Source organism: Chitinophaga sedimenti, from assembly GCF_023156195.1.
In the GTDB taxonomy this organism is placed as follows: Bacteria; Bacteroidota; Bacteroidia; order Chitinophagales; family Chitinophagaceae; genus Chitinophaga; species Chitinophaga sedimenti.
Map to the genome: position 1 here is coordinate 239,096 of NZ_JAKUKA010000001.1, position 22,939 is coordinate 262,034.

Here is a 22,939-nt window from a genome sequence, read left to right on the forward strand (position 1 = left end):
CAAAATCCGGCCGTGCGCGACTGGCCGAAGACTGATCTGCGTTATAGATACAACTGGTACAGCCAGACCTTCGGTTTGGGCGCTACCACTATTCTGCTCAAAAAGTTCAGTGACGGGGTAACCACCACTGCCGGTGGTAACGACTATCCCATGTATCGTTATGCGGATGTGCTGTTGTTTTATGCCGAGTCGGTGGCACAGGCGGATGGTGCTCCTAATGCCGATGCTATGGAGAAACTGAACATGGTGCATCGCAGGGCGTACGGTAAAAAGCCGACCGTGCCAGATGCGGCCATCGATTTTAAACTGGCCGACTATCCCACCAAACAGGCATTTATAGACCTGGTAGTAAAGGAAAGAGGCTATGAAACCGTAGGGGAGGCAAAACGCTGGTACGAATTAAAACGACTGGGCATTGCGCAGCAGGTGATAAAGGCAGTAAAAGGGAAAGATATGGCCGCGCGCCATTTATTGTGGCCTATTCCGGTGTCGGAGCTGAATTACAACAAAGCTATCGACCCCGTAAAAGATCAGAATCCTGGTTACTAAATCAATCTATATAGAAGATGAACAAAAGATGGAACGTCATGTTGGGGCTTGTGCTGCTCGCCGGCAGTGCAGCGGCACAAACAGTAAAAACGGTGGATATCTGCGTGTACGGCGGCTCTTCGGCCGGCATCATTGCGGGATATACCGCTAAAAAGATGAACAAAACCGTACTGGTACTGGAACCCGGCCAAAGGATCGGCGGACTCACCACCGGCGGTCTCGGTTACACCGATATTGGCAATAAATACGCCATCACCGGTCTGTCGCGCGACTTCTATCGTCGTGTAGGCAAGCATTACGGAAAATTTGAACAGTGGATCTTTGAGCCGAGTGTGGCCATGGCTACTTTTCAGCAGTATATTAAAGAATCAGGTTTAGAGATCATCTACCAGAAAAAGCTCGAAACCCTCAAGAAAGAGAACGGCCGCATCACCGAAATTAAAGCCGGCGATGTGATCGTACGTGCTAAAATGTTCATCGACTGTACCTACGAAGGCGACCTGATGGCGAAAGCCGGTGTAGCCTATACCGTAGGCCGCGAGCCGAACGCGCAATACAAAGAGGATTTCAACGGGGTGCAGATGCACGAAAAGCACCAGTTCCCAGACGGTATCGATCCTTACAAAATACCTGGTAAGCCAGAAAGCGGCCTGTTATGGGGCATCAGCAGCGAAACGATGGCTGAGAAAGGCTCCGGCGATAAGAAGGTACAGGCGTACAATTTCCGCATCTGTTTAACGGAAGATCCCGCCAACCGCGTGGAGATCACGAAGCCGGAGGGGTACGATCCGTCGAAGTACGACTTATTCATTCGCCTGATCGAAAAAACGAAGCCTAACAATTTAAATGCGTTCCTGAAGTTCGACAGGATGCCCAATAAGAAAACTGATATCAACAACCAGGGGGCGTTTTCTACCGATATGATCGGCATGAACTACGACTTCCCCGAAGCGGATTACGCCACGCGCGAGAAAATCCAGCGGGAGCATGAGTTGTATAATAAAGGATTTCTCTACTTCATTGGCCACGATCCGCGCATGCCCGAGGGACTGCGTAAAGAAATGCTGCGCTGGGGTTATCCTAAAGATGAATATGTAGAATTTGGTCACTGGTCGCCGCAGATGTACGTACGCGAAGCACGCCGCATGGTAGGTGCCTACGTGATGACACAGGCCAACTGCCAGAGCAAGGACATGGTAAAAGATGGTGTGGGCATGGCCGCGTACACTATGGACTCGCATAACTGCCAGCGCATCGTGGTAAATGGTATGGTGAAAAATGAAGGTGATGTGCAGATGGGCGGCTTTGGTCCTTACCCGATTGCATACCGCTCTATCATCCCGAAAGCGGAGGATTGCAAGAACGTGTTTGTGCCGGTTTGTTTATCTGCCAGCCACATCGCTTACGGTTCTATCCGCATGGAACCGGTGTTTATGGTGCTTGGTCAGTCGGCTGCGGTAGCAGCTTCGCTGGCGATCGACAGCAAAAAGGCCGTTCAGGATATTGATGTAGCTAAGCTGCAGACGATCCTGCGTGAGCGTCCGCTGGCTTCTAACGCTACCGCGGAAATACTGGTAGATAACGACGATGCGCCGCGTATTCAGCAAACAGGCGAGTGGAAAAGAGAAACCCGTGGTGCTTATGGTCCGTCTGTTTTTCAGGCGAAACCGGGTGCGGTGGCCAGCGTGAAATTCTCGCCGGTGGTGGTGAAAACGGGCAACTATAAAGTATATACCTATGTGCCGAAGCAAAGCGGCCTGTCTGCCAATACCAAAATTAACCTGGTGGCCAACGGCAAAAGCACGGCGACGCACTACACAGCGGCATCTGTACGCGTAGAGGGACAAACCTCCGGCGAATGGGTGGAGCTGGGTACCATGAAGCTCACGAAAGGAGGGAAGGACTATGTAGAGATTACGAATGAAGGTGCTGATGGTGTGGTAGTGGCGGATGCGGTATTATTTGTTCCGCAGTCTTAATCCACGTTTTACTGAGATATTGAAGCCGGCCTCTTACGGGGCCGGCTTTTTTATTCATCCACCTAAATTTTATTAATTTTATACCGGAATTATAACGGCGGCCAAAATTGTTACATAACGAAAGCGAATTACTGTCAGGGGTGGCGAACGGCGATGAGAGCGCCTTCCGCGAGCTGATGCGTACATATCAGCCGCTGTTGCTCACCTATGTATACCAGCTCACCAAATCCGAAAGCGTGTCGGAAGAGATCGTGCAGGATGTATTCCTGAAGGTATGGATGGGCCGCGAATCGCTGGCTGGTGTGCGCGATTTTAAGAGTTACCTCTTCATTATCTGCCGCAACTATGCGCTGGACCAGTTGCGTAAGCTGCTTAGGGAGCGTGAACGGGCTTCTGCCTGGGAGAACGAGCAGGATACTTCGGCTGCCGTTACCGCATCTTCCGATAACAATGATTTCTTTTTTACTTTATTAGATGAGGCTGTTGCCCAGTTAGCCCCGCAACAGCAGAAAGTTTACCTCATGGCGCGCCGCCAGGGTTTGTCGCATGCAGAGATTGCGCGGCAGACCGGCCTCTCCGTTCTTACCGTTAAAAAATATATGAAACTGGCCCTCGCGGCCATTACTACGTATATAAAATCAAGACTGCCGGACGTTTCGCTGGTGCTGATCGCTATGGCGATGGGCCTTGAAAATTATTTTTAGAAAAATTTTTTAGTCCGATGGCCCCCTCCGGCATTTTTTTCCGTCTTTAAGGTAGAATCAGTAAAAATATGCAAGAGAAAGAGATCCGGGACCTGTTTCACCGCTATATGCAGGGCGCCGCTACTCCCAATGAGGAGCAGGCGCTGAAAGACGTATTGCGCGGGCAACAGGACGATCAGCTTTTGCAATTACTGCAACAGGAGTGGAACGCGCTGCAAACACCCGACGCACGTTTTGCCGGTTACGATGTGGATGCTTCGTGGCAAAAGATCGTGGGTGAGCCGAAACCCTTAGCCCGCGTGTATTCTATGCGCAAATGGGGTTGGGCGGCTGCCGCGGCGGTTGTCCTGCTGGGCGGCGCCGGGTACTTCTGGCTAAACCCAAGCCGGTAGCGCCGGCGGAAGTCGTTAGTATTACTGACGTGGCCCCAGGCGGTACCAAAGCTACGCTTACCCTGGCGGACGGCAGTGTGGTAACGCTTGATAGCGCCGGGAACCAGGTGCTGCAACAGGCAGGCACTACGGTAACGCAACAAGGCGGAGAACTGGTTTATGATGAAAACGGCGCAATGGCCGATATAACTTACAACACCTTGCAAACGCCCCGTGGAGGCATCTTCCGGATCACGTTGCAGGATGGCACCAGGGTGTGGCTGAATGCCGCATCCGCTCTCCGTTATCCCACCGCGTTCAATGGTAAGGAAAGAGTGGTGGAGATAACGGGCGAGGCTTATTTTGAGGTGGCGCGGGATGCGCGCCGGCCTTTAAGGTACAGGTGGGCGATAAATCCGACATACAGGTGTTGGGCACCACTTTTAACGTTCATAACTATGCTGACGAAACCGTCTCCTCAACTACCCTGCTAAGCGGCGCCATCCGTGTGTCCGCCGGCGGGCAGACGGTTACGCTGGAACCCGGGCAGCAGGCATTGCTTGCAGCCGAAGGGCTGGAAGTGGCGCGCGACGCCGATCTTGGTAAAGTAATCGCCTGGAAAAGCGGTGCGTTCGATTTCGATAATGTAAGTTTGCAGGATGCAATGCGCGAAATAGCGCGCTGGTATGATATAGATGTTGTTTATGAGAATGGCGTGCCACCCATCTATTTTGGTGGTAAACTGCCGAGAAATATTAGCCTGAATGACTTGCTGGCGGCCCTCGAGGTCTCTGGTGTACGTTTCAGGATCGATGGTAAAAACTTATCGTAACAAAATAAACAATGTTTTAAGTAAGCAGGGGATGCAATACTCATCATGACTTCATGATAAGGGAAAACTATGCCTGAATAAATCAATGTCAATCAACCAATAAAAAAACCGGAAGTGATCAGACTTCCGGCAAAGACTGTCAATTTAAAACGAGTAGTCGAGTCTCATTTTTAAACCTTCAATCCAATGCAATTTATGCAAAAAACTGCTATTGCGTCAGGGGCTTCCCATGCCTGTACCCAACCGCCGGCTAGTCACCGCGCGACCGGAAACGGGGAAGTGAAGCGCCGCGCTTTAACCAAAATCTTGTTAGTAATGAAGCTTACCTTCATTTTGATGACGGCATTTCTTTTACAATTGCATGCCAACACTTATTCACAGTCCGTTTCACTGAACGTGCGGAACGTACCTTTGAAAAATGTTTTTTCTGAAATAGAAAAGCAGACAGGGTATACTGTTTTCTACAACCGCGAGGTGCTGGAAAAATCTAAGCCCGTAACGGTATCCGTGCAAAATCTTCCTTTGAAGAATTTCCTGGAAGTGAGCCTTGTAGGACAACCCATCGATTATATCATTAAAGATAAATTCATCCTGCTGAAAGAAAAGAAAATGGAGGAAACCACTGCACCCGTGGCTGCACAAGCAATACAGGGCGTCTTAAAAGACGAGCGCGGGCAGCCGGTGGCGAATGCTTCGGTGTTGCTGGTGCCGTCTCGCAGGGTGGCCAGCACCAATGCCGCGGGCTGGTTTTCTTTCAACGATGTGCTCCCGGGTGAATACACCCGGAGATTTCGCATGTGAGCTTTCAGCGGGTAACACATAAAGTAACCGTTGGCAACGCGCCCGTAACAGTAACGGTGAACATGCGCGTATCACAACTACAGCTCGAAGGGGTAACGGTAAGCACTGGTTACCAGAAGATCGACAAGCAGCAGATCACCGGTTCCGCTACCGTGATCACGGCAAAGGATATCCAGCAAAGCCCGGCACTGAACATCATGGAGCGGCTGGAAGGTATGGTGCCCGGTGTAGTGTTCGATGTGCGTAACAATGCCATCCAGATGCGTACGCAGAACAGCTACTATGGCGATGCGAAAGAGCGGATGCCGTTGGTGGTGATCGACGGATTTCCGGCAATCGATAACTACCTGACCACCAACCCGACCACAGGATTGGGCAGAACGGACAAAGCAACGAACAACTCCGTCATCAATAATATCAACCCGAATGATATTGAAAGTATTTCCTTTTTGAAAGATGCGGCAGCGGCGGCTATCTGGGGTTCCAGGGCGGCTAACGGTGTAATCGTGATCGAAACCAAAAGAGGAAAAGTGGGTGCACCCAGCGTAAGCCTGTCTACCGCGGTAAGTATTTCAGAGCCGGCAGACCTGAGCAACCTGAACGTGATGAGCACGAAGGATTACATCGAATTTGAACAGGAATTATTTGATAAAAACTTCTTTACAGATCCTGCCAGCCACTGGCGTACGCCGGATGTGAGCCGCGCACAGCAGATCATGTTTGATGCGAAGAACGGTAAAATCACCACAGCGCAGCGCGATCAGTTGCTGGCCGAACTGGGTACCCGCAACAACAGGAAGCAGCTGAACGATGTGATGTTGCAAAATGCAGTAACGCAGCAATACGGGCTGTCGGTTTCCGGCGGTTCCGGTAACTCCGATTATTATGTATCCGGCAACTACGCGAAAGACAGGCCGGTATTCCGCTCGAACGGCACGGAGTCTTACTTCGCAAATGTGCGTGTGAACAGTCGCTTTTTACAGAACAGGCTGAATTTATCGACCTATATTAACCAGACTTATTCTAAAAGCCAGGTAAATATGGCGGCAATGAACTCCCTGCAGCCGGGGCAGTTTGGTCTTCGTCCTTATGAAGACATCAACGATCCGAAATACCTGATGTTTACCAAGGCGGTGACCGACAGCTTTACGCGCCTCGGATATTTCCCCTGGTCGTACAACGCGATCGACGAACTGCATCAGTCCAAAACTACCTACCGCAAAAACAGCAGCCGTATTAACGTGGCGCTGACCGGTCATATTACCGATTGGTTCAGCCTGAACGTAGACGGTACTTACCAGCGCACCGGCGCCATGGTGGAGGAACTGACGAAAGAGAACGCCTACGCTACCAAACAACTCGTGAACGAAGGTACTTCGCGTGAGGCGAATGGAAGGCTCACGTACGGTGTGCCAAAAGGCGCCATCCTGAAGCTCAGCAACGTGGTGAGCCAGGATTATACGCTCCGTTTCGGTTTTAATTTCAACAAGCAATTTGGAGAGCACTCGGTGCATGTGCTGGGTGGTAATGAATTCCGTGAAGTAAAATCGGAAGGCTACACGCAGGCGCACTATGGTTATGATCTGCAAACCAGCAGTGGTATTGTGGTGAACCCGACCACTCCTTATAAAACTTACTTGTCAACACCCACTGTCGCATTTACCAAAACACTGGGTTATGCGGATGCAATAATCAACCGTCCCATTACGCGTTATTTATCTTACTACGGCGTGGCGAACTACGACTTTAAGAAACGTTATTTCGTTTCCGGTAGCGTGCGTTTTGACGACTATACAGAACTCGGCCTCGAAAGAAGGCAGCGTGCGAAACCTTTCTGGTCGGTAGGTACCCGCTGGGACCTCACCAAAGAGAACTTCATGAGCAGCCTGCTGCCGGTGATCAACAATGCTGCGCTGCGCTTTACGGTGGGTACAGCCGGTAAGGTGCCTGTAGGTGGTAACCCTTTCTCCCTGTACAACGCTTCCGCTGTTGACCAGTACACTACGTTGCCGAATGGTACGATCAGTACGCCCGGTAACCCTGACTTGCGCTGGGAAACTTCCCGCACTTTCAATACCGGCCTGGACCTGCGCATGCTGCAGCAGCGTTTGGTGGTAGCCTTTGATATTTACCAGCGTCGTTCTACAGGCATCCTGGTAAACATGCCAATGAACCCAACACTCGGCTGGAGCACCATCGCCTACAACACCGGCGAAATGAAGAGCAATGGCTTTGAAGTAGCGGTAAGTGGCGAAATTATTCGTGCTACGGACTGGACCTGGAGCGGCATGTTCAACATTGCTTACACCAATACCAAAGTAACCGATAACCGTTTTGGCACGCAGGCCGTAAACGGCCCAACTTATGTGGGACCCTTGGTGGGTTATCCCGTAGACCGCCTGTTTGCCTATCGTTGGGCGGGGCTCGATGAAAGAGGTCAGTCACAGATCTATAATGCAAAAGGAGAGAAGATCAGCTCTTTTGCGCCGAAACCTTTAACGATTGATGATATTAAATACGTGGGCCGTGCTACCCCGCCGACTACCGGCGGCTTAATGCAGACCCTGCGCTATAAGAAACTGTCGCTCACGGCGAGAGTGGCCTACTACCTTGGTCATAAAATGTTTTACGATCCGGTTGGTGCGCCGCAGCTGCCTAGTGGTTCGCAATTGAGCGGTTACCTGAGTACGGCAAAAGCGATGGCAGACCGCTGGCGTCAGCCGGGTGATGAGGCGAATACCAATGTGCTGGGTATCAGCAATATCAATTTTAATTCGATTAACTGGTTTACCACTTCTGACATTAATGTGATTGATGCGGACAACATTCGTTTGCAGCAGGTGTCATTGAGCTACGCGTTGGGCAGTTTAGGTAAACGTGCTTTCGTGAAGAATATGAACCTCGGTGTTACTGCCGCTAATGTGGGCTTAATCTGGAAAAAGAACAAGGTGGGGGTAGATCCGCAGTATGTGTTCACCAGCAGCTATAGCAGCCTGCGTCCGTCGCCGAATTACAACTTTAGCATGAGCGTTACTTTCTAATCAAGTTTGAAACAATGAAGAAATCATTTTTAATATATGCATTTGGCGCCCTGGTGTTAATCGCCGCGGGCTGCCGCAAATACGTGGAAGTAGAGCAACCCGGAAGGCGCGTGCTGAAACTGACTTCCGACTACGACGCGCTGCTGAACAGCGTTTTTACCATGAACTATGGCTATTCACTGCCGCCGGTGATGGCCGACGATTTTGAGGTGACCGACGTGGTGATTGAGCCGCGGATTACCAATGCCATTCGTATGGCCTACACCTGGTCTGAAAATGTGTATGGTGATTTAAATGATGCAGACTGGGACCGCTATTACAAACAGATTTATGTATGTAACCAGATCACCGATGGGGTGATGACCAGTGAAGGTGGTACGGAGGAACAGAAGCGCGCCACCTATGCGGAGGCCCGCGTATTCCGCGCTGCTGCTTACCTGGACCTGGTAAATATGTATGCCAAACATTACAACGAAGCGACAGCGGCTACTGACCTGGGCGTACCCCTGGTGTTGCGTGCAGCTTTCGAAGGGGTGAACCTGACCAGGGCGTCCGTTAAAAATGTATACGCACAAATTAAGACCGACCTGCTGGAGGCAATGCCCTACCTGCCCCCACAGCCTTTTCGTAGCACCGAGGCTTCGCAGATGGCTGCTTTCGGCCTGCTGACGCGTGCGCACCTGTACATGGGCGCCTACGAAGATGCCCGCCGTTATGCCGATAGCGCCCTTAAACGCAATAACCAGCTGTTGAACCTGGCGCCGTTCGTCAGCGGTACCGCTTTTCCGCCGAAACTGAGCCAGCCCGAAGTATTGTTCCTGCGTGTTAATGGATCTTCTTCGTTTGTGCACTATGCGATGAGCAGGGAGCTGCAGGCATTGTTCACACCGGAAGACCTTCGCTGGAGGGTATACACCGTGCCGGGTACAAACTATCCGATTGCGCCTACGTTTGCGGGCAGGGGATATGTTGGACACCGACTGGTATTAATCGACGTAGCGAGTGGTGCACTGACTGGCCCGAGCGTACCGGAAATGCTGCTGACCAAGGCAGAATGCCTGGCCCGCGACAACAAACCACAGGAGGCCATCGACCTCCTCAACATGTTACGCCAGAACCGTTTTCTTCCTGCTGAATACCAGCCGCTCGTGGCCACTACGGCAGACGAAGCATTACGTGTTACGCTGGAGGAGCGAAGAAGGGAACTGATGTGGAGCGGCACCCGCTGGTTCGACCAGAAACGATTAAACCAGGAGCCGCGTTTCGCAAAAACCGTTACACGTACTTTCCTGGGCGAAACCTATACGCTGGCGCCTAATTCCAACAGGTACGTATTGCCGATTGCAACAAAATATATTCAACTAAATCCTGAGATCCAGCAAAATCCCAGGTAACATCATCCTTATAATAAACTAATCATGCTTACACGAAAATTGCCGCTATTCGCGCTGATCTTCTCATGCGCGATCGTAGGGGTAAATCATGCTGCCAGCGCGCAGAAACGGAAAAAGAAAAAGGGAGCGGCCACGGTTGTAACGCCGCCCGCTAAACCTGTGAGCGACTCGTCCCGTAAAACGCCGCCCAAGGTGAAGAAGTACAGCGAGGTAATTACCAAGGACATGGAATCCAGCAAGGGCTTCCTCACTGTACATAAAAAGAGGAAAAATTTTATTTTGAAGTACCCTTCAGCCTGTTTAAACGCGATATCATGGCGGTGAGCAGGATATCGAAAGCCTCTGTGGACATGCGTAACGGCGCTTCCGGACTCGTGGGCGACCAGATCGGCGAATCGGTGTATCGGTTTGAAAGAGGGTCTGGTGACAGGATTTTCCTGCGCCGCATTTCTTATACAGAGTACACGAAAGATTCTACTTCGGACATGGCAAAAGCAGTGACGCTGAACAACGTGCAGGCCATTGCGATGTCGTTCCCGGTGGCGGCTTACAACAACGATTCTACCGCTGCGGTGATCGATGCTACGGAATTCCTGAACAGCGATAACAATATCCTTTATTTCGAGAATGATAAACTGAAACAACGTGCGGGTATGGGCGCTCAGCAGAACGACCGCAGTTATGTTGAATCGGTTAAAATCTATCCAACAAATCTGGAGGTAAAAGCCGTAAAAACGTATGCTGCCGGCATGAACCCGACGCACTCCAACTACACCGTGGAGCTGAACGCTTCGCTGGTGCTGCTGCCCGAAGTGCCGATGAAACCACGTATCATGGACGAACGTGTAGGGTACTTCACCTCTTCGCACCGCGACTTCGACGTACACCCGCAAAGTGTGAAAGTGATCAGCTACGCTGTTCGCTGGAGACTGGAACCGAAGCCGGAAGACGAGCAACGTTACCTGAAAGGCGAACTGGTAGAGCCAAAGAAACCGATCATTTTTTATATTGACCCCGCTACGCCTAAAAAGTGGGTACCTTACCTGATTGCCGGTATCAACGACTGGAATAAAGCCTTTGAACAGGCGGGTTTCAAGAACGCGATCATTGGTCTGGAAGCGCCGACCAAAGAGCAGGACAGCACCTGGAGCCTCGACGATGCCCGTAATTCGGCGATCATCTATCGTCCGTCCGCCATTGCGAACGCAATGGGACCGAACGTAAACGATCCCCGTAGCGGCGAGATCCTGGAAAGTCATATCTTCTGGTATCATAACGTGATGTCGATGCTGCAGAAATGGTACCTCGTACAGTGCGCCACTTCCGATCCCCGCGCCCGCAAGCCGGTAATCGACGACGCGTTGATGGGTGATCTGATCCGCTTCGTATCTTCCCACGAAGTAGGCCACACGCTGGGCCTGCGCCACAACTTTGGATCCAGTTCCACCGTGCCGGTAGAGAAACTGCGCGACAAAAAATGGTTGGAGCAGCACGGACATACGCCTTCTATCATGGACTACGCACGGTTCAACTACGTTGCGCAGCCCGAAGATAATATCGGTACTTCCGGTCTGTACCCACGTATCAACGATTACGATAAGTGGGCGATCGAATGGGGATACCGCTGGCGCCCACAGTACAAAGATGAGTGGGAAGAGCGTACAGCCCTCACCAAAATTGTATCCGACAGCCTGAAAAACAATCACCGTTTGTGGTTCGGTGGTGAAATGGAACCCGATGATCCGCGCTGCCAGAGCGAAGACCTGGGCGATGATGCGATGAAAGCAAGTGAATACGGTATCAAGAATCTGAAAAGAATTGTACCCCAGCTCATCGAGTGGACGAAAATCCCGCAGGAAGGATATAAAGAATTAGAAGATACCTATTCCCAGGTGCTGGCCCAGTACGGCCGTTACCTCGGTCACGTAAGCAAGAATATCGGCGGTATTTACGATACCTACAAAGTAGCTGCCGATGCCGGGCCTGTGTTCGTGCCGGTTGAATATGAGAAGCAGAAACGCGCCATGAAGTTCATGACCGATTATTTCTTTAAAACGCCTGAATGGCTGAATAGCCGCGACATCTTCGAACGTCTGCCTTATTCATTTGGGATGGAATTCGCGAAAGTACAGGAAGAAGGCATTGATATGCTGGTGAGCCGCCGCCGTATGAGCCACCTGATGGACCCGGCGTACGACAAAAAAGCGAAGCAGTACAAACTGGAGGAGTTTTTGAAGATATGAACAAAGGCATCCTCACAGAAATTTATGCTGGTAAACCGGTGGATTTCTACCGCAGGAACCTGCAGAAACTGTATATACTGCGCATCCTGCAGCAGGCATTTACGCAAGACAGCAAAGGAATAATCAGCATGGGCACTTACAATGTGTCTGGTTCTGATATGCAAGGCATTATGCGCGATGTACTAAGGCAGCAGCAACAGCTGTTTAAGCGCCAGATGCAAAGCCCGGCTATAGATAAGATTACCCGAATTCACCTGAGGGAAATGTATGACAGGATTGAGAAGACTTTTGAAAGTAAAGTGACCCTGTAAAATGAAAAAGCCGGCGAGTTAATCGCCGGCTTTTTTTTATGCAGTTACCTGACGATATACCATCAGTGCCGCGGCCAGGTCTTCGATGGCCAGTCCGGCGGATTTGAACAATGTTATTTCCCGCGCGTCCTTTCTGCCGGGGTGTTTGCCCGAACATAACTCCACGATATCTGCTTCCACATCTTCTTCCTCTATTATCCCATTTTTAATGGGGATGGCCAGTTCGCCGCATTCGTGCAGGGCGCCGGCTCGTGAATCCACGAATATAGAAGTTTTAAGGATGGCCTCATCGTCTGCTTCACGGGTATTTGGTTTGTAGGAGCCGACCATATCGAGGTGCTGCCCCTCACGCAGCCAGGCGCCCTTGATGATGGGCGTTTCGGCCATGGTGGAGCAGGAGATCACATCAGCTTCTTTAACTGCTTCCTCAAGGTTGGTCACCACTTCTATATGTTCGCCCAGTTCGGCTTGTAGTGCGCGGGCTTTTTCTTCACTACGCCCCCACAGCATGATTTTTTTATAACTCCGTACGCTGCTATGTGCCGCGGCCATATGACGGGCTACTTTGCCGGTACCGACGATCAGCAGCACGGACGCGTCGCGGTGAGCGAGGTAATCAGCAGCCAGTGCCGATGTGCAGGCGGTGCGTACGGAGGTCAGCATAGCTGCGTTCATGATCGCGAGTGGCTGGCCGGTACGGGCGTCAATGAGCGTATACAGCGCATGGATGCTGGGCAGGGACAGGCTGGCATTCTGCGGCGCCACAATCACCTGTTTAATGCCCATAAACTGTTCGGTCCAGGAGGGCATAAGAATAAGCGTGTTATCCAATCCGCCGGGCAGCGAGTAAAAATGATGGTGCCTTAAAGGCATGGTAAAGCTGCCCGCGAACGTTTCGCGCAGGGCTTTTATAAGGTCGGGGCAGTTCAGTGCCGCTTTGATGTCAGAATCAGCAATATGAAGCATGCGGCAAAGATAGGCCGATATATTACCCGTTAATTAGCAGAGACTTATCAAAATTTAACCTTAGCATGCTGTCGCCAGGGTAGCTTTACCCACGGACTTTGCGGATCGGTCATCAAGTATCGATAAATTTCAATCGTTTCATCATTACCCCTGGCGCTGCCGCCCCACATGGCGCGGCCGAGTACATAACTTTTGCCGAAAGTAGCCCAGTCATTAAATTGCTGCTGCGCCAGCTCATCGCCCGTATGAATAAAATGCCATACTTCCCTTTCAGTCAGATAACCGGCTTCGTAACACAGGCGGGCAAGGAAGACGATGCGCCCATAATCCCAGGCGTTGATGCTGATATGGACCACATCTTCCTCACTATTGATGATTCCCTTTGCAATTAAAACGGGGATGGTTTCTTTCAGGTGCTCCACATGGGAGAGGGCCTTTTCCCTGTCTTCCCGCGTATTGAAGCTGCTAAGGACGATCCCTTTTTTCTCCGCCTCGGTCGCAGCATGATACGCCCGCCAAACCCTGGAAAATAATACCTGAAGCCTTTGTCCCGCAGGTAAAGCAAGGTGTCCGTCGCCTCTTCCGGGCTGCTGATACCCCACCAGCTGACCAGCGATTCCTCGATGGCCGCTTTTTCGATACCGGTTTCCAGCGTATTGAGATAGGAGGGCTGGTACACGTGATAAATGGCCGCGAGGGCCAGTTGCCGGCATTGGTCGGGGGATAGCGTGGTTTGCGGCCGGTAGTGGATTCGTTCTCCCTTTCCGGCGCCTTTGAGCTGCATGCCGCGCATGCGCCGGATGAACGGTAGAATTTTAGCGTAGGTGTAATAGCCGCCGATGACGACGAGCACAAAAATGAGCAAAGCGGTTTGCATGATAAGGTCCGTTTTACGATGAGCATATGGTTCCGTACGCACACATCGGTTAACAGTTGGGTCGGTTTCGTTGTACGGCTGCATCCCTAATTTAAAATAAATTTTAAATACGCAATGGCTCAGTGTGCTTGCTTTTAGCAGCAGGGCGGGTGGGGAAATTTCAAAAAAGTTTGCAAATTCAAAACAAAGTGTATCTTTGCAATCCCAATGAAAACAAGTGAGTTGGGAAAAGATCTTACAATAAACCTGCGGAAGTAGCTCATTTGGTAGAGCACGACCTTGCCAAGGTCGGGGTGGCCGGTTCGAGCCCGGTCTTCCGCTCTAAATGGAGAATCCAAACTGAATGTCGGTTTGGATTTTTTTATTTACATTTAACAAGGGATACCCCTGGTGGTGGAATTGGTAGACACGCCGGACTTAAAATCCTGTGAGCCGCAACGCTCGTACGGGTTCGACTCCCGTCTGGGGTACTTAACCAGAAGTTAAATTTTTTAACATCTGAAAAAAATCGCGTTCTTTGAACGCGATTTTTTTTTGTAATCAGCTAGTTAGGGTGTTTAAAATTCCTGTGAAACTGCGCTTGTGCAATTAGCTATACCGGTATTATTTGCTGGTAATGAAGTTAATTTTGAGGCTCGTCAAAGAGATACATCTTCGTAAATATTTGTAAACATTTTCTGTAATGGCAATTTAATATTATACATGGTGTATAGTATTAATTTGACTTTGGCGGCATTAAATTCTTTTCTGGGTTAAATTGGTTAAAAGATAGCCTATAGCGTGTGCCCGTTGAATATATCCTGCGAGGTCTTACATATGGAATATTATGTCAGAAATCCTTGGAGATGCAAGTGGACAAAACTTTTTATTGGCAGGTAGTTTTAATGGAAGCGATTAAACCGCTTTTGGCCAAGTATCTGGACGGCCTACCTTCAAGTGGGAAAGGCAGCAGTTTCTGGCTCGCGGTATTCGTCCGCTGAGTGGCAACGTTAAGAAAATCGTCAAGAAGGGCATTGAAGACAAAGCTCATGTAGAACTGATATTGTAGGCAAATTCTTCAATGGGGATGATCCGCTGTGTATTCACATACAAAGAGCGTCTGGAAAAAGTAACCCCAGAGGCCGTGAAAAATACCGCCAATAAATATCTCAGTGGTGTAAATTTGGTGAAAGCAATGTTTGTCCCGGGAAAATAGGTATGCAAAGTAATCGTAATCAAGGGGCTGTCTCCTGTTTGTAAAAACAAAGACGGCCGTTTTTTTATAATTACACTATCGCACCGCTTTCATCGCCGCCTCCAGGATTTCATCCCTGCCTCCCGCAATCCCTTGCGTGGTAATTTTCACATGCCGATCAATCTTTACACCGAGTTGTTGCGAAGGACGCCCATCAGGATATGCCACATGACGGCCGGAAAACCCTAGCGTATAACCACCCGGCATAGGCAGGTCGATCAGATCGCCATCGGCCCCTGAAGTTTGTATCCCTACCGTAATGGTGGGGCCACTGGATTGGAGCATCATGGACACCCATTCCGACTGACTATGCGTGTTTTCATTCACCAGCAGGATCACTTTGCCCGGGTACTTATCCAGCAATGCCGGAGCGGGTACATCAGCATACGCGTCGAAATCGTAATACACGCCGGGGAATTTATTATAATGCGGTCGCAGACTGGCAAAGTTCCCCAGTTTACGCCCCAAGGCGGGCAGGAATTTATTAAAGAACACGGCCTGTGTCGCGTAACAACGCAGATCGATCAGAATAGCCTTGCTGTGTGATCGCATCAGGGTCATGATGCTGTCGATCCCGTGGTCCTCTTCTGAAGTATTGTACAGCACCGACAAGTTTGCCGCATCTATCCACGCGACACCCGGATCAATGGATCGCAATACAAAATCGTGCTGTGTAGTGCCATTCCTGTTCTCATATTGGTAGATGGCCGTCAGGTCATTACGAAACTTAACATCAGGAATTTGAAGGCGGAGCTTCTGTAAAACCGCTTTACCATTGTGCACGATCGAAATGTTGATGACACTATCCTTTCCCCGAAAAGGCAACAACAACCGAAGTGATGCCAATTGCGTTTTTTGCTTGGTTACATTAGAAGCAGACGTGTACAACTGATAGTCCTGCATGAGCTGCCCAACCGTGCGCCCTCGCACCTCTGTGATCACATCCCCTGGTTGAATATGTTGTTGTATACAGGCTACCGTATCAACATAATCCTTAACCACGATAGAGTCTCCCACAAAGCGGAACGTAAATGGCGGGAAATAGCGTCCATACACATCACCACTGTTCTTCACCGACAGGATGCCTCCATGCGAATCTTCTATGGCGGCATTAAGGTGCATTAACCCTTCTTCATAGCCAACCAGCGAAAGGGGTTTCATAAACACCGGGGTCGCTTCCCTAAGCACAGATATCCAGCTACGCTTCAGCATATATTTGTACGGGAAGAGGTATTCAATCGCATTCCAATAGCGCGCCAAGGCCAGTAACTGAAAGGGGATATTGGGGAACTGCAGCGCTTTGTAATATTTTTCCGCCGGCAATTCGGTTGTGTGAAAATTCTCCGGCATATATACATGCTTTGCTGTTTGCACACCTGTCCGGCGAAGTGTCCGCAAATAAGCCTGTATATGTTTGGGGAGCAATATATTGGAAAAAAGGTCGGGGGTATGATCGTTTTTAAAAAACAAGGATGCAGTATCACGCACTTCCTGATTGGTCCCCGGATTCACTTTTTCCAAAGTGGCGATCATGGCTGCAATGGCAGATCGGAATTCGCTGGTATTGTTGCATTCGTTGATCTTATCTAAATGATGCAGAAAAGCTGTGTCCGCCTCAACCATCCCCTCCGTAATAGCCGGATGATAATATTTCAAAAATCCCCAGATACGGATATAGCATTGCAATCTAGTTGGGGAGGGAGATGCATGGACCAAGACTGATGAGCCCACAAACAGAACAAGTAAAAAGACCTTCATCCTTTTCATAGGCATTTTTAAACGAAGGTAAGGATTGGCCAATAGCTTTAATATGTCAATTAGAAAAAGGTCGTCTCCCATGTTTTTGCAAACATGGGAGACAGTCCCTATTGCATACTTAAGCCCGATGCTCTATCCGTCAGGAAGCCTTTTGTTTTACACAAGTCCATTATAAATTCGGATCAAACTCCACAATCCACTCAATCCCATACTTATCCCTGAACATCCCGGCATAAGTCCCCCATGGCCCGTCTCCAATAGGTCCCTCCACCTCTCCGCCCTCCGACAAACCGTTGAATATCTTATCAGCTTCTTCTTTGCTTTCCGCACTCACCACTATTTTCGACCTGTTTTCGCGTTCGTTTACCCGTCCCATAAATTCGGGTACGTCATTCGCGATTAACACATTGTTTTTACCAATAGGCAGGGCTATGTACATTATTTTATTGGCCTCGTTTTCCGGTACCTGAAAATCATCGCTTGCCAGGTCTTTGAAACGAACAATTTTTGTAAAGTCTCCTGCAAAAACTGATTTGTAAAAAGTGAATGCTTCTTCGGCATTGCCATTGAAGTTGATCCAGGGATTGATAGCTCTCATAATGTCGGTTTTATTCCGAACAAATATCGGCAGCATGATGCGATTGTAAGTGGTGAAATAACGACAATTTAAGGGCGGATCGCGACATACAAGGCAGATTTGTTAAGAAAACGGTCATTTCCCATAAAAGGCTTAAATTAACATTGTACTCGACCATGATCCCATGAACCTCCGAACACCTCTATCCCTGATTTTACTAGGGTGCCTTGTTTGTTTTGCGGCGAGCAACGTTCAGGCGCAATCTTCAACCATCAGGCAGCAGCAGCGGCAGCTGCTTTCCATTACGGACAGTATTGCGTTTGCCGACCAGCTTAATCGCATCGGTATGCTTTTTACATGAAAGATGTAGACAGTTGCTTTTACTATGGTATGACGGCAAAAGCGCTCTCGGCCCGGCTCCGGTATGCCAAAGGCGAAACGGATGCCGATAATGTAATTGCAGCTGCGTTATATTTCAGGGGGCTTTATAAGGAAGCACTGGAGCTGTTCAATAAATGCCTGATTGAATATCGGGAAACGGGAGATTCCTCCAACGTGGCACAGGCGCTCTCTAATATGTCTACGGTGTATACAGACCTCCACGACACCGCAAAGGCGATCAGTTTGGCCCGGCAGGGCTTTGAACTGGGGAGGCAGCTGGACGGCGATAGTATCCAGACCTTGCTTTATCTCAATTATTGCTTAGATAATCCCCAGCTTCCCGAAGATACCATCCGGTACTACCTGGCTAAAGCACGGGCTAACGCAGAAAAATACAACGACCGTCCGATGCAGTCGTTGGCTATGCTCATGCTTCCGACTTATATGGTTGCTAATAACCGCATAGCGGAAGCTGTGCCCCTGATCAGGGAGGCACTTGATCATGCGCGCAATACGGGAATGGAGTACACGGAGATCAGTACCCTGGTCCTACTGGGCGATTGCATGAAAAATAAGCCAGACAGTGTGTTGGTTTACTACACAAAGGCACTCGATATTGCATCGAAAAATGGTTATGAAAATTTCAAGTTGCAGATATTACAGGTGATGCTGGAGAATTCGGAGCTGATCGGCAACAAGGATCAGATCATCCATGTACAAAAATTGCTGGCATCCGCATTGGAAACGGACAATAGCAACCTGAAAAAATTCATCGGCGATTACACGATTTATAGTGCCATCCGTGAGAAAAACCACCTGCTGGAGGCCGGGAACCGTAATAAGCTTACCAAAATATGGATGTTGGCGGCTATATGCGCCGCCTCGGTAATACTGATTGTTTTTATTTACTTCCAGTATCGTCGTTCCCGCCATAAAACTGAGATCATTTCCGGCCAGTACCAACAGTTGCAACATGCTATGACAGCGCTCGAACAGAGCCAGGCGGATAATACCCAGATGCTCAAAGTCGTGGCGCACGACCTCCGCAATCCTATTGGTGCAATGACGTCTATCGCCGGACTGATGCTGGATGAGGGTGCACGCACAGACGATGATCGTATGATGCTTGATTTGCTTAAGACCTCGGGGAGAACTCTCTCGAACTGGTAAATGACCTGTTGCTGATGCACAGCCGGTCCGAAGAGCTTACCAAAGAACCGGTAGACCTCTACGAGCTCCTGGAATACTGTATAGATCTGTTACAGTTCAAGGCAAAGGAAAAAAGACAGCAGATATTCCTGGCGGCAGAACACCTGACCATCCAGATCAACCGGGGAAAGATCTGGCGGGTGATGAGCAATCTTATTACCAATGCCATCAAGTTCAGCCCGGAGGGTGCACGCATCCGGTGTTGATGGAGGTAAAAACAGAGCATGTGCAAATCAAGGTAGTGGATCTGGGTATTGGGGTGCCGGCAGACATGAAAGATAAGATATTCGATATGTTTACCATCTCGCGGAGACCCGGAACAGCCGGCGAGCAGTCATTTGGTCTTGGCCTGTCTATTTCCAGGCAGATCATTGAGGCGCATGGCGGAACGATCTGGTGCGAGAGTTCTCCCGGTAATGGCAGTACTTTTTTGTGGAGTTGCCGAAGAAGGCCGTATAATACAGTTAATCCGCGGTATCGGCTGAAAAGCTCCTTTAAATTCTCAGCCGCTTTTCGTGCTCATCTCCCAGAAGCCCGATCGTTTAAATGATCGGCTCAGCGTCTTGCCAAAATAAGTAAGGTCATAGTCGTCGTAAGGTGGCCTTTTTGTTTACTCACCGATGAGTGAAGCCGGCGTTTTGCATGCTTTTACGCCCCGGCATAAACGTAACCGCGATGCGCGGAACACGGGATATTTTACACTGCGGCTTCTCTATCACCTGGGCTATCGCTTCCTCCGCCACATCCACCAACACGGCTGCCCCGCCCCCGAGCGCGCACCCGCCTTCATAAAAGCTCACCCCAAACGCCACAAATCCGCAACCGCTAAAGCCGGATGGCAACGCTGCCCGCAATGTAAGTCCCTCCGTCCACGCCGCATCCAATGAAATATGCTCCGACACCACATTGTGATGCACAGCCCCGCCAGTCTCAAAATCCACCACCGCAAACGTCATATGGAACTTCATGTGCGTTGCGCCCGACGGATGCCGCACCAGCCTGTCAGGCCTGAACCCGGGCACCTCCACCACCGCCGATCCCGAAGCCATATCGATCTGGGAACTGTAATTGCCGCAAAATGTATTGCTGAGTGTACTACGCGATCCGCCGAACTCGAACCGGCGCAGCAGGTTCAAACGGTCTTCTGAAGTAGCGGAAAATACCTTGCACAATACACTGGTAAGCCGGTTATGCATGCCTTTATCTTGGGTAGTAGATATCACCTCATGCAACGCCTGTCGCAGCACCTTCCCACTACTGCTGGCTTTCAGGAACCTGGACAGGCTGCGTCGCGTACCGGCAAATGCTTCATCGTGTAATACCTGTTCTCTTTTGGGGCCGGATTTGCGCCGTATTTTATAGCCATTGCACATGCGCAGGACAGTGTGTCCCTCCAGCATGGCATCCAGTTGTCGTTGTTGCTTTTTGTTGCTCATAAACGATGGTTTTGAATGAAGTTAACAGCCTTTTCCGAATGAGCAAAAGGGCCCTGTCGCATCGTGTCGTAAGCTGTCGCAAAGTGTCGCAATTGTCGTTTTTGACGCGTTTTTTTACTTAGGAATGACATACTGATTTCATGCTTTTACTACTGTAATTCTATTATGATTCTACTGTTAGTGCATTAATACTGGCATGCAAGGCCTTTGTAAGCGCATGCCAGAGCCATGAAAATTATTGAATTAATAGCCCTGCCCGATTATCTTTGTTATCATAGTTATGAAAAATCAGGTATCGGCATGAAAAGAGGAATTATTGTATTATTGACATTTATAGCTACGGGTATAGGTGCAACGGCGCAAGATGTAGTTGTTTCATCACCGGATAAACAGGTACAGGTGAAGGTGACTGTTCAGGCAGGTAAACCCGTTTACTCGGTGGTGTTTAAAGGACAGACCTTCCTGGAACCGTCGCCGCTCGGGGTGGCTACGAATGTGGGTGACTTCAGCCAGCAGATGACTTACGTCAGTCATAAGGAAAACCGAGTGGAGGAATCTTATACCTTGCCCAGTATCAAAAAGAGCCAGGTGACTTATGTGGCCAACGAACTGGTTACCATGTTGCAAAATCCCGGTAAACAGGCTATCGAAATTATTTTCAGGGTGAGCAATAATGATGTTGCCTTCAGATATAAAATACTGCGCAGCGGGAAACCAGCCGCCTGCCTGGTCCTGGAAAAGGAATTGTCCGGTTTCGATTTCCCACAGCAAACTACCACGTTCCTTACGCCGCAGGCAACCCCGATGATCGGCTGGGAGCGCACCAAACCGAGTTATGAGGAAGAATATACCGCCGATGCGCCGCTTGGCGCACCGTCCAAATATGGCGTAGGGTTCACCTTTCCGGCCTTATTCCGCATTGGCGCCAGCGGATGGGCATTGGTATCCGAAACCGGCGTAAGCGGGGCGTATTGCGGCTCCAAATTAAGCGAGGGAACTAAAGAAGGGCTTTACACCATTGCGTTCCCCGAGCCGGGGAAAACAACGGCATCGGCAGCGTTACGCCAGCGCTGGCCTTCCCGGCCGAAACACCCTGGCGTACCATCACGATTGGCAGCAGCCTGCAGCCGATCGTTGAAACCACGGTCGCCTCCGATCTGGTCAAACCTTTAATGGCGCCCACCAAAGACTACAGCTATGGCCGTTCCGTATGGAGCTGGATCATGTGGCAGGATGGCAGCATCAACTATGACGATCAGCTTAAGTATATTGATCTTGCCGCTGCAATGGGCTACGAATACAGCCTCGTCGACAATTGGTGGGATACCCGCATCGGGCGCGAAAAGGTGGAGCAACTGGCAGCATATGCGAAATCGAAAAACGTGAGCCTGATGTTGTGGTACAACTCCAACGGCTTCTGGAACGATGCGCCGCAAGGACCCAAACAATGCATGAATACGGCCATCGCCCGCGAAAAGGAAATGGCATGGTTAAAGAAGATAGGGGTAAAAGGAATCAAGGTAGACTTCTTCGGCGGCGACAAGCAGGTAACGATGCAACTATACGAAGATATCCTTGCAGATGCTAACCGCTATGGCCTGCTCGTGATCTTCCATGGCGCCACCATGCCCCGCGGCTGGGAGCGCATGTATCCCAACTACGCCGGCAGCGAAGCCGTACTGGCCTCAGAAAACCTGATCTTTACACAGCACGCCAATGATATGGAGGCCTTCAACGCCACGCTGCATCCGTTCATCAGGAACGCTACCGGCGCCATGGAGTTTGGCCCCGTATTGCTGAATAAGCGCCATAACCGCAATAACAATGGTGGCACCATACGCAAAACAACCGATGTGTTCCAGCTCGCAACAGCGGTATTATTTCAAAATCCCGTACAGGTGTTTTCGCTGGCGCCCAACAACCTGCAGGATGCGCCGGCCCTCGCCATCGACTTTATGAAACACGTACCGACCACCTGGGACGAAACCCGCTTCATTGACGGGTATCCTGGCAAATTTGTGGTGTTGGCCCGCCGTCATAAGGATAAATGGTACCTGGCGGCCGTTAATGCGCAGCAGGAAACATTGAAGCTGAAAGTAGATGTGCGCATGTTGGGCAAAGGAGCGCTGGTGAAGTATGCAGACGATAAGGACCGCAATCCTGTAAAGGAGAAGGTGGTTCCGGATAAGAAAGGGTTGGTGAGTATTGAGGTGAAGATGGGGGAGGGGTTGTAATAACGAATTAAGATAAAAGGCCGGTCCACACAGACCGGCCTT

23 protein-coding genes and 2 tRNA genes are annotated in these 22,939 nt (G+C 50.1%); 19 read left to right on the plus strand and 6 right to left on the minus strand.

What is annotated here, in order from left to right; translation table 11 throughout:
• Positions 1-12: 12 nt before the first annotated feature.
• The 12 genes from MKQ70_RS01330 to MKQ70_RS01385 all read left to right on the plus strand — a co-directional run bounded on the left by MKQ70_RS01330 (position 13) and on the right by MKQ70_RS01385 (position 12,225).
• Positions 13-549, plus strand: coding sequence for a RagB/SusD family nutrient uptake outer membrane protein (locus MKQ70_RS01330; protein WP_248066722.1), 537 nt, complete (start codon positions 13-15; stop codon positions 547-549).
• 17 nt (positions 550-566) lie between these two features.
• Positions 567-2,528 carry an FAD-dependent oxidoreductase gene (locus MKQ70_RS01335; RefSeq protein ID WP_248066724.1) on the plus strand — a complete coding sequence of 654 codons (1,962 nt, stop codon included), beginning with the start codon at positions 567-569 and terminating at the stop codon, positions 2,526-2,528.
• A 107-nt stretch (positions 2,529-2,635) separates the two neighbouring features.
• On the plus strand, positions 2,636-3,232 hold the full coding sequence (locus tag MKQ70_RS01340; protein ID WP_248066726.1) for an RNA polymerase sigma factor: 597 nt from the start codon (positions 2,636-2,638) through the stop codon (positions 3,230-3,232).
• A gap of 68 nt (positions 3,233-3,300) precedes the next feature.
• On the plus strand, positions 3,301-3,624 hold the full coding sequence (locus MKQ70_RS01345) for a hypothetical protein (protein WP_248066729.1): 324 nt from the start codon (positions 3,301-3,303) through the stop codon (positions 3,622-3,624).
• Positions 3,625-3,653: 29 nt separating this feature from the next.
• Positions 3,654-4,097 carry a FecR family protein gene (locus MKQ70_RS01350; RefSeq protein WP_248066732.1) on the plus strand — a complete coding sequence of 148 codons (444 nt, stop codon included), beginning with the start codon at positions 3,654-3,656 and terminating at the stop codon, positions 4,095-4,097.
• Positions 4,031-4,435, plus strand: a complete 405-nt coding sequence (locus tag MKQ70_RS01355; RefSeq protein ID WP_248066735.1) for a FecR family protein — start codon at positions 4,031-4,033, stop codon at positions 4,433-4,435. Before MKQ70_RS01350 ends, MKQ70_RS01355 begins: the two co-directional genes overlap by 67 nt.
• A 315-nt stretch (positions 4,436-4,750) precedes the next feature.
• On the plus strand, positions 4,751-5,236 hold the full coding sequence (locus MKQ70_RS01360; protein WP_248066751.1) for a carboxypeptidase regulatory-like domain-containing protein: 486 nt from the start codon (positions 4,751-4,753) through the stop codon (positions 5,234-5,236).
• Entirely contained in the window at positions 5,233-8,277 is a 3,045-nt protein-coding gene (locus MKQ70_RS01365; protein WP_248066753.1) for a SusC/RagA family TonB-linked outer membrane protein, read from the plus strand. The genes MKQ70_RS01360 and MKQ70_RS01365 overlap by 4 nt, the downstream gene beginning before the upstream one ends.
• A 14-nt stretch (positions 8,278-8,291) precedes the next feature.
• Entirely contained in the window at positions 8,292-9,671 is a 1,380-nt protein-coding gene (locus tag MKQ70_RS01370) for a RagB/SusD family nutrient uptake outer membrane protein (RefSeq protein WP_248066756.1), read from the plus strand.
• 24 nt (positions 9,672-9,695) lie between these two features.
• Complete coding sequence (locus MKQ70_RS43675; protein WP_248066759.1) at positions 9,696-9,995, plus strand: DUF5118 domain-containing protein; 300 nt, start codon at positions 9,696-9,698, stop codon at positions 9,993-9,995.
• Positions 9,968-11,914: a zinc-dependent metalloprotease gene (locus MKQ70_RS01380; protein ID WP_248080911.1), complete on the plus strand. Its 1,947-nt coding sequence runs from the start codon at positions 9,968-9,970 to the stop codon at positions 11,912-11,914. Before MKQ70_RS43675 ends, MKQ70_RS01380 begins: the two co-directional genes overlap by 28 nt.
• Complete coding sequence (locus MKQ70_RS01385; protein ID WP_248066762.1) at positions 11,911-12,225, plus strand: hypothetical protein; 315 nt, start codon at positions 11,911-11,913, stop codon at positions 12,223-12,225. The genes MKQ70_RS01380 and MKQ70_RS01385 overlap by 4 nt, the downstream gene beginning before the upstream one ends.
• Positions 12,226-12,261: 36 nt before the next feature.
• Here MKQ70_RS01385 and lhpI read toward each other — a convergent pair whose 3' ends face one another.
• The 3 genes from lhpI to MKQ70_RS40895 are packed head-to-tail and all read right to left on the minus strand — an operon-like array spanning position 12,262 to position 14,068.
• On the minus strand, positions 12,262-13,191 hold the full coding sequence (gene lhpI, locus MKQ70_RS01390; RefSeq protein WP_248066765.1) for a bifunctional Delta(1)-pyrroline-2-carboxylate/Delta(1)-piperideine-2-carboxylate reductase: 930 nt from the start codon (positions 13,189-13,191) through the stop codon (positions 12,262-12,264).
• Positions 13,192-13,238: 47 nt separating this feature from the next.
• Positions 13,239-13,667, minus strand: coding sequence for a DUF1266 domain-containing protein (locus tag MKQ70_RS40890; protein WP_248080913.1), 429 nt, complete (start codon positions 13,665-13,667; stop codon positions 13,239-13,241).
• Positions 13,601-14,068: a hypothetical protein gene (locus tag MKQ70_RS40895; protein ID WP_248066767.1), complete on the minus strand. Its 468-nt coding sequence runs from the start codon at positions 14,066-14,068 to the stop codon at positions 13,601-13,603. Before MKQ70_RS40895 ends, MKQ70_RS40890 begins: the two co-directional genes overlap by 67 nt.
• A gap of 248 nt (positions 14,069-14,316) precedes the next feature.
• Between MKQ70_RS40895 and MKQ70_RS01405 the strand changes: the two genes are divergently transcribed.
• Positions 14,317-14,389: transfer RNA gene (locus MKQ70_RS01405), tRNA-Gly, on the plus strand.
• A gap of 62 nt (positions 14,390-14,451) precedes the next feature.
• Positions 14,452-14,538 (plus strand) — tRNA-Leu (locus MKQ70_RS01410).
• Between the two features lie 800 nt (positions 14,539-15,338).
• Here MKQ70_RS01410 and MKQ70_RS01415 read toward each other — a convergent pair.
• Positions 15,339-17,141 (minus strand): S41 family peptidase, encoded by a 1,803-nt coding sequence (locus MKQ70_RS01415; RefSeq protein ID WP_248066770.1) that lies wholly within the window; start codon positions 17,139-17,141, stop codon positions 15,339-15,341.
• 88 nt (positions 17,142-17,229) lie between these two features.
• On the minus strand, positions 17,230-17,658 hold the full coding sequence (locus MKQ70_RS01420) for a VOC family protein (RefSeq protein WP_248066772.1): 429 nt from the start codon (positions 17,656-17,658) through the stop codon (positions 17,230-17,232).
• Between the two features lie 336 nt (positions 17,659-17,994).
• Between MKQ70_RS01420 and MKQ70_RS01425 the strand changes: the two genes are divergently transcribed.
• Genes MKQ70_RS01425 through MKQ70_RS01435 form a run of 3 tightly spaced genes read left to right on the plus strand, consistent with a single transcriptional unit; the run spans position 17,995 to position 19,777 of the window.
• Complete coding sequence (locus MKQ70_RS01425; protein ID WP_248066775.1) at positions 17,995-19,188, plus strand: tetratricopeptide repeat protein; 1,194 nt, start codon at positions 17,995-17,997, stop codon at positions 19,186-19,188.
• Positions 19,189-19,202: 14 nt separating this feature from the next.
• Positions 19,203-19,433, plus strand: a complete 231-nt coding sequence (locus MKQ70_RS01430) for a cell wall metabolism sensor histidine kinase WalK (protein WP_248066779.1) — start codon at positions 19,203-19,205, stop codon at positions 19,431-19,433.
• Entirely contained in the window at positions 19,433-19,777 is a 345-nt protein-coding gene (locus MKQ70_RS01435; protein WP_282456171.1) for a sensor histidine kinase, read from the plus strand. The genes MKQ70_RS01430 and MKQ70_RS01435 overlap by 1 nt, the downstream gene beginning before the upstream one ends.
• Positions 19,778-19,841: 64 nt before the next feature.
• Here MKQ70_RS01435 and MKQ70_RS01440 read toward each other — a convergent pair whose 3' ends face one another.
• On the minus strand, positions 19,842-20,663 hold the full coding sequence (locus MKQ70_RS01440) for a hypothetical protein (RefSeq protein ID WP_248066784.1): 822 nt from the start codon (positions 20,661-20,663) through the stop codon (positions 19,842-19,844).
• Between the two features lie 300 nt (positions 20,664-20,963).
• On the opposite strand from MKQ70_RS01440, the gene MKQ70_RS01445 reads away from it, so the two are divergent.
• Complete coding sequence (locus tag MKQ70_RS01445) at positions 20,964-21,836, plus strand: glycoside hydrolase family 97 N-terminal domain-containing protein (protein ID WP_248066786.1); 873 nt, start codon at positions 20,964-20,966, stop codon at positions 21,834-21,836.
• Positions 21,836-22,897 carry a glycoside hydrolase family 97 catalytic domain-containing protein gene (locus tag MKQ70_RS01450; RefSeq protein ID WP_248066800.1) on the plus strand — a complete coding sequence of 354 codons (1,062 nt, stop codon included), beginning with the start codon at positions 21,836-21,838 and terminating at the stop codon, positions 22,895-22,897. The genes MKQ70_RS01445 and MKQ70_RS01450 overlap by 1 nt, the downstream gene beginning before the upstream one ends.
• The last annotated feature ends 42 nt before the right edge of the window (positions 22,898-22,939 follow it).